6 protein-coding genes are annotated in these 7,140 nt (G+C 44.5%); all 6 read right to left on the bottom strand.

Going from position 1 to position 7,140, the window contains the following annotated elements:
• Positions 1 to 91: 91 nt before the first annotated feature.
• The 6 genes from LIZ66_RS16525 to LIZ66_RS16500 all read right to left on the bottom strand — a co-directional run bounded on the left by LIZ66_RS16525 (position 92) and on the right by LIZ66_RS16500 (position 6,900).
• The gene (locus tag LIZ66_RS16525; protein WP_148461843.1) at positions 92 to 1,360 is read right to left on the bottom strand and encodes an amidohydrolase family protein; all 1,269 of its coding nucleotides are present in this window, start codon (positions 1,358 to 1,360) and stop codon (positions 92 to 94) included.
• A gap of 59 nt (positions 1,361 to 1,419) precedes the next feature.
• The gene (locus LIZ66_RS16520; protein WP_148461844.1) at positions 1,420 to 2,175 is read right to left on the bottom strand and encodes a MerR family transcriptional regulator; all 756 of its coding nucleotides are present in this window, start codon (positions 2,173 to 2,175) and stop codon (positions 1,420 to 1,422) included.
• An 8-nt stretch (positions 2,176 to 2,183) separates the two neighbouring features.
• Positions 2,184 to 3,125 carry an ABC transporter permease gene (locus LIZ66_RS16515; RefSeq protein ID WP_148461845.1) on the bottom strand — a complete coding sequence of 314 codons (942 nt, stop codon included), beginning with the start codon at positions 3,123 to 3,125 and terminating at the stop codon, positions 2,184 to 2,186.
• The gene (locus LIZ66_RS16510; protein WP_187566159.1) at positions 3,125 to 4,177 is read right to left on the bottom strand and encodes an ABC transporter permease; all 1,053 of its coding nucleotides are present in this window, start codon (positions 4,175 to 4,177) and stop codon (positions 3,125 to 3,127) included. Before LIZ66_RS16510 ends, LIZ66_RS16515 begins: the two co-directional genes overlap by 1 nt.
• Positions 4,177 to 5,703, bottom strand: coding sequence for an ABC transporter ATP-binding protein (locus LIZ66_RS16505; RefSeq protein WP_173770261.1), 1,527 nt, complete (start codon positions 5,701 to 5,703; stop codon positions 4,177 to 4,179). The genes LIZ66_RS16510 and LIZ66_RS16505 overlap by 1 nt, the downstream gene beginning before the upstream one ends.
• Positions 5,704 to 5,940: 237 nt before the next feature.
• Complete coding sequence (locus LIZ66_RS16500; protein WP_408611572.1) at positions 5,941 to 6,900, bottom strand: BMP family protein; 960 nt, start codon at positions 6,898 to 6,900, stop codon at positions 5,941 to 5,943.
• Between the last annotated feature and the right edge of the window lie 240 nt (positions 6,901 to 7,140).

The following is a 7,140-nucleotide window of genomic DNA, read 5'->3' as shown; positions in this document are numbered from 1 at the left end:
TCGCTGGAGCGTTGCGCCGGCGAGTGAGTAATACACATTGTCCAAATGCGTCCCTACTGAAGAACTTTTCAACACATTAAATAGCAAATTTCTAAAATTCCTGCTCCAACAGCTCCCCATCAATATATCTGGCCTTAATATTCCGGTCATCTCCGATGTAGCAGAAACGCTCCAGTTTCTCCTCTGCAGTCATTTTTGTCCATGGATCTTCCATATTATCAATCACAAGGGCATTAAATGCATACCCTTTTTCGAAAGAACCAACCTTACCGAATACACTTCCAGACTCTTTGGTTGCATGGTAGAATGCCTGTGTAATAGTAATGGTCTTACTCTCCTGTGGCTCGTAGAATTCTTTCAGCTTGGATAACTGTACGGCTCTTGCAACCTGGCGGTAGATGCCGATTCCATGGCCACCGGCAATGTCAGTTCCCATGGCAATTTTCAGTCCCTCAGCCTCCATATGCTGCAGCGGCATAATTCCTGCAATAATATTCACAGTGGCATCCGGGCAGTGAACAGAAAAGCTTCCATGTTTTTTCAGAATCCGCTTATCTTCCTCAGTTGGGAAAATAACATGGGCGAAAATAGACGGACCGTGATCCATCAGACCTGCGCGCTCATAAATTTCTGCGTCAGAACTATAGCCCGGAAACAGATTCAGAGCTTCCTGTGCCTCCCACAGAGACTCTACCAGATGAGTGTGCACACCACAATGATATTTTGCTGCCAGCTTGCCAAGACCATCGATCAGCGGCTTGCTGCAGGTCGGGGCAAAACGGGGAGCCAGAATGGTTTTCACCTTTTTGCTGCCCTCATGTTCTGCCAGATACTTCTCTGTTTCCTTCAGGGAATCCTCTGTGGTCTCGGTGAGAAATTCCGGAGAATTGCAGTCCATGTTCACCTTTCCCACATAACCATACATGCCTTTCTCTTCCATTTTATCAAAGAGATAGTTTGTGGCCTCACGGTGAATGGTTGCAAAAACATTGGCATGGAAGGTACCATGGCGGAGCATATCATCTACAAATGCATCGTAGCAGTTTTTTGCATACTCCATATTCTGGAAACGGGATTCCTGCGGAAATGTATAATGATTCAGCCAGTCGGAAAGCAGACAGTCCATACCGATTCCGCGCTGTACATACTGTGCTCCGTGTACATGAAGATCAGAAAAAGCCGGAATGATCAGCTTATCATCGTAATCTATAACCTCTGCGCCCTGATACTGCTCCGGAATCTTTTCACAGATCTGTGAAACCACTCCATCTTCTACAATTATATAACTGTTTTCGTGAATCTCTAACCTGTCTGCTGACGGTGTAAACAAAATATCTCCGTGGTAAATCTTTACTGCCATTTTTTGTCCCTCACATTCTTAATCATTGCATTTTTTCTCTTTCTCGCATCGCTTTTCCTCTATTTTGTATCTGCAATCCTGACCTCGATCCTGGTAGAATAATTATCATTATCCTGTTCCACAAACTGGTCGATGATATTCAGCGCCAGAATGGTATCCTCCAGATTCAGATTCCGTCCCCATTCCTTTATCCTTTTAAAGCTGTCCTGAATCTCTTCATATGCCCCTTTGTGATACCCCACAACATAGGTTCCTGCAGGAATCGTGCGTATCTCCGCATTTTCCTCTGGAACGGCATCTGTAAGAAGCGCTCCAAATTCCTTGCTATTTTCCCCATAAAATACAATGGTTGGATAAAAGTAGAAGGATTCGCCTGCATAAAGCTCCTCTTCTGCTCCGATGGGAATATATTTTCGCTCTGGATATTTCACCACCTGGATATTTTCGTAATCAATTCCTGCTTTCGAATCTTCAATAAACTGTATTTTTCGCAAAATCGCATGGTCGATCCGCATCATCTCTTCCCACTGGGCATGAATGGCTGCGGAACGCTCCTTCAGTCTTTTAAGCGCCTCATCAGGACTTTTTGTGTCCTGAAAATCCCGGACTGCCTCAATGGAATAACCCAGTTTTCGCATATAGCGGATGGATGCAAGCTTATAAGTCTGATCAAAACGATATTTCCGATATCCGTTTTTCGGGTCTCTGTAGCTGGGCTTCAGAATTCCGATTTTGTCATAATAATGCAGGGTCTGCACGTTCAATCCGAATAAGGTCGCCAGCTCATTTACATTCAGATACTCTTTATTTGCCATAGATACTCCTATCTTGAGCCTTTTACATAAGGCTTAGCAAGAGCTTCTGGTTCACTGTTCTTTCCGGCAGCCCCAAGCATTGCAATAAGGGTCAGCGCATATGGCAAAATTGCCAGAAGGAACGGGGAGATGGATACACCTATGGTCTGGAGACGAATCTGCAGGGCATTGGCTGCTCCGAACAAAAGAGCTGCTCCAAACATTCCAAAAGGTGTATATCGTCCAAGAATAACAGTTGCAAGAGCAATATAGCCACGGCCGGAAATCATATTTTCCGTAAAAACGCCAAGCTGTACCAGTACCAGATATGCACCGCCGATTCCTCCTAGGATTCCGTTGAACACCATCACGATCCAGCGGTATTTTTTCACCTGGATGCCGGCGGATTCTGCTGCACGCGGGTGCTCTCCCACTGCCATAAAAGACAGCCCCAGATTGGTTTTTTTGTAAAAAATCCAGGTAAGGATCAGGAGTACATAAAGGATATAGGTCAGAAAATCGCAGTTAAAAAATGCATCTCCGATCAGCGGAATCTTTGACAATCCTGGAATGGCAATGTTTGGGAAGGTCTCGATCTGCTGATAGCCCTGTCCATTTGACATTAATTTAAACAAAAAGCTGGTGACGCCAAGCATAAGCATGTTGATGGCAAGACCGGAAACAGACTGGTTCTGGATCAGTGTAATGGAAAGAAGTCCGTGAAGCAGACTGACTACAAGTCCTCCTGCCATACCGCACAGAAGTCCCACAAACAGATTGCCGGAATACCAGGCACCTGCAAAGGAAAAGAATGCACCGCTGAGCATAACACCTTCCATTCCGATATTCAGAATACCGGATTTTTCCGCAATGGTCTCACCAATTCCGCCATACATAAGCGGCACTGCGAGACGAACTGCTGCGGCCAGAAAAGCCGTCATAAAGCTTAAACTGAAAATCTGCTGAAGCATTACGCATTTCCTCCTTTTCCAACTTTTGCCTGTCTCTTTTTGAAATGGAACAGTTCTCTTCCCAGGATCAAAACAACAACCAGACCGATTAGAATGTTAACGATTGCAGACGGTACTCCAAGCTGTCTTTGCATGGAGCTTGCACCTACCTGCATTGCTGCATAAAGCACTGCCACAAAGAATACGCCAATAGGGTTGTTAAATGCCACAAGTGCGATCAAAACAGCCGTATAGCCACAGTTTGAGGAGATTCCCTCCAGAAGCTTTTTCTGAATGGCAAGAACCTCGATTCCACCTGCCACTGCAGAAAGTCCGCCGCTTAAAAAGGCAGAAAGCACAATATTTTTCATAACAGAAATACCGTTGCAGGTGCTTCCACGTTTGTTCAGTCCAACTGCCTTCAATTCGTATCCCATAGTTGTTTTTTCCAGGAAAAACCATACTACAAGTACACAGATGATTGCGATCAGAATACCTGCATGAAAACGGGTTGCCCGGATCAGGGTTCCAAGCTGTACGGCTTTGTCAATTTTCGCAGACTGCGGAACATTTCCTTCCGGGTCCATCAAAAAAGAACGGACTGCATAGCCAAGAAAATTAATTGCAATATAATTCAGCATAATAGTGACAATAATTTCGGAAATATTGAATTTCGCTTTGCACACTGCTGCAATCAGCGCCCACACGCCACCTGCCAGAAATCCGATTACCAGGGAAAGGATAATTCTTGGTATTCCCGGAACAGCCGTCCAGTTCAGAGCTACCATGGTAGTTGCCATTGCCCCTACATAAAACTGTCCTTCTGCACCAATGTTGAAAAAGCCGGTACGATATGCTACTGCGCAGCCAAGACCTGTAAGGATCAGCGGGCATGCTTTTACAAAAATTTCTGCAAATCCTGCAGGTGTTCCAAAGATTCCACGGAAGAAAAGACCGTATGCTTCCATCGGGCTTGCGCCGCATGCAAGGATCAAAACCGTACCTGCCAGAATTGTAATCACAAGAATCAGAAGTACATCTGTAATCCCTCTTGTTCTTTTTTCCTTCTCCATTATCTTGCCTCCTCTTCTGAAATTCCGCCCATGAGAAGGCCGATTTTCTGTACAGTAGCTTCTTCTCTATTCAGGATTCCCACGATTTTTCCACCAAAAAGCACTGCGATCCTGTCACTTAACGCCATAATTTCTTCCAGGTCTGCGGATATCAGCATAACACCTTTTCCTGCATTTCTCTGATCTATAAGCTGCTGACGGACAAATTCTGTAGCACCGATGTCAAGACCTCTGGTAGGCTGACTTGCCACGATCACTTTTGCATGATCGTTCAGCTCTCTGGCTATGATCAGCTTCTGCTGGTTTCCACCTGACAAAAGCTTTACAAGCGTATCAATCCCCGACTTTCCGGATGCGCGCACCTGATATTGTTTCATTTTTTCTGCTGCATTTTTACGAATAGCTGCTTTGTTTATAATAGAATGGTTTGCAAATGGAGGCTTCCCATATTCCCGGAGAACAAGGTTTTCTGAAATGTTCATTCCGGTGATCAGACTGTCTGACAATCTGTCCTCTGAAATATAGGAAACACCTGCTTCATAACGTCCGCGGATATTGATTCCTGCCAGATTCTGTCCGTCCAGAAGAATTTCGCCCTCACCGGTTTTCTGAATTCCGGTGATCACCTCTGCAAGCTCTTTTTGTCCGTTTCCTTCCACACCGGCAATTCCAAGGATTTCCCCTTTGTGAATGGTAAGGCTGATATTCTCAAGCTTATGACGGCTGTGTTTTCTGTGATGATTGGACACATTTTTCAATTCCAGCATAATATCTTTTTTGGGAGAACCTTCTATATGATAGTCATCATTCAGCTCTCGTCCGATCATATAGGCAGACAGCTCTTCCGGATTGGTGTCTGCAGTCACAAGATCTGCCACCTGTCTGCCATCCCGAAGAATGGTAACCTTGTCACTGATTGCCATAATCTCGCTCATACGATGGGTGATGATAATGATTCCATAGCCTTCTTTTTTCAGATTGCGGAGAACATCGAAAAACTGTGTGGTTTCCTGAGGGGTGAGTACGCCAGTAGGCTCATCCAGAATCAGAAGTTCTACATTTCTGTATAATGCTTTCAGGATTTCCACGCGCTGCTGTTCTCCCACTGACAGATCACTGATCACAGCATCCGGGTTCACGTAGAGTCCGTATTTTTCTGCCAGATCAGTCAGCTTCTTTTTTGCAGCAGCTCTGTCCAGGAAAAAGGAGTTGTCCTTCAGATTCAGAACAATGTTATCCAGAACTGTCATTTTATTTACCAGGGAAAAATGCTGCTGGACCATTCCAATGCCTGCATCGATAGCTTCCCTTGGAGAGGCAAAATCCGCTGGCTTGTCTTTCCACAAAATTTCACCGCTGTCTGCAGTGTACAGACCAAATATAATATTAACAAGTGTGGTCTTTCCGGCTCCGTTCTCACCAAGGAGAGCATGGATCTCACCTTTTTCTACCGTCAGGTTGATATCCTCATTTGCATATACGCCGGAAAATGATTTACAGATATGTTTCATTTGAAGAAGAGACATGGTTTTCTCCTTTTTCTCGTATAATGATATGAGTGTCAAAAGGTCTTTTGACACTGGTATCGAATAATTAAAGTGTTTTAAAAAGCTGAAACTTCGGAAGGTTATCTCCACTGACTGATTGATAACTTTCCTCCATTTCAGCTTCATTTGTCTTTGAACAATCAGTTGCCGGATTTCAGATTGCGAGCCATTTTTATAAAAACAGATATCTCAATCCGCGGTTACAAATCCGATTTCTTACTGTCTCATTGTGTAGTCGCGCTCAACTTCAAGCTCGCCGGAAACGATCTTATCAATTGCATCCTGTGCAGTTGCTTTCACATCATCGGAAAGATTGTCGGAAAGGAGAACTTCTACTGCGCCATCTGCCATACCAAGGTTGTAAACATCTCCCTCAAAGCTTCCGTCTGCAACGCTGCCAAGGGCAGTATCAATTACAACATCAAGATTGTAAATTGCAGAATCAAGAATATTGTCAGGTGCTAAAGAGCTCTGATCGTAAGAATCGCCCTGGCACCAGATTCCAGCCTCAACAGCTGCTGTCATTGCACCGTTTCCGCAAGCATTTGCACAATGCTTGATTACGTCTACGCCATTGTCGATCATAGCTTTTGCAGCTTCCTGTGCAAGCTGTGTATCAACAAAAGAGTTTGTCCAGGCTGTCTGAACTTCGATATCAGGATTTACGGATTTTGCTCCGTCTTCATATCCGTTAATGATCTTTACAAGGGAATCTCCAGGGATCGGTCCGATGGCGCCAAGTTTACCAGACTCAGAAGTAGAAGCAGCAATGATTCCTTCTACATAAGCGGTCTGCTCACATGCCATAACGTAGGAAGCTACGTTGTCAGCGGAAGCGTCAGCCTCTGTGCAGATGAATTTGGTGTCTGGGTAGGTCTCTGCAACTTCCAGTGCAGGATCACCGAACTCATATCCGTGACCAATTACCACATCATAACCTGCACTTGCATAGTCAGCAAAAGCGGCGGAAATATCAGCAACTTCCAGGTTCTCTGTGTAAGCCAGTTCGTATCCGTATTTCTCACAGGCTTTCTGTGCTCCTTCGTATGCTGTCTGATTCCAGCCCTGGTCATTTGCTGCTCCGGAAAGTAAAAGTGCTACCTTCAGTCCTTCTCCATCAGCTGCCTGTACCGGCTGAGCACATACACCATTTACCATAGCCGCTGTCATTGCCATTGCTAATCCCATAACCACCAGTTTTTTCATCATAATCCTCCTTGATCAGATCCTGTTTTCGTGTATTCGATACTGTTCACTCCGTGGTCAGTATCACTTATTTTTCTTATCCGCAACTTTGTAGTTGCTATAAGGTTTTCTTAAGGCTTCTTTATAGTAAACTATATAGTTACTATAGAGTCAATACATTTTTTCTTTTTTTTGCAAAATTATCTGAAAAACCATTAGAGTCGCACAGGG

The sequence above is a fragment of the Blautia faecis genome (genome assembly GCF_020554845.1).
Lineage (GTDB): Bacteria > Bacillota > Clostridia > Lachnospirales > Lachnospiraceae > Blautia_A > Blautia_A faecis.
Note: the sequence above shows the minus strand (reverse complement) of the source record. Positions and strands in the feature narration are given on the sequence as shown.

Bases quoted from the DNA above. Each gene is read 5' to 3' on its own strand.
- LIZ66_RS16515 (WP_148461845.1), bottom strand. From the start codon at position 3,125: ATGCTTCAGCAGATTTTCAGTTTAAGCTTTATGACGGCTTTTCTGGCC.
- LIZ66_RS16500 (WP_408611572.1), bottom strand. From the start codon at position 6,900: ATGGCAATGACAGCGGCTATGGTAAATGGTGTATGTGCTCAGCCGGTA.
- LIZ66_RS16520 (WP_148461844.1), bottom strand. From the start codon at position 2,175: ATGGCAAATAAAGAGTATCTGAATGTAAATGAGCTGGCGACCTTATTC.
- LIZ66_RS16510 (WP_187566159.1), bottom strand. From the start codon at position 4,177: ATGGAGAAGGAAAAAAGAACAAGAGGGATTACAGATGTACTTCTGATT.
- LIZ66_RS16525 (WP_148461843.1), bottom strand. From the start codon at position 1,360: ATGGCAGTAAAGATTTACCACGGAGATATTTTGTTTACACCGTCAGCA.
- LIZ66_RS16505 (WP_173770261.1), bottom strand. From the start codon at position 5,703: ATGTCTCTTCTTCAAATGAAACATATCTGTAAATCATTTTCCGGCGTA.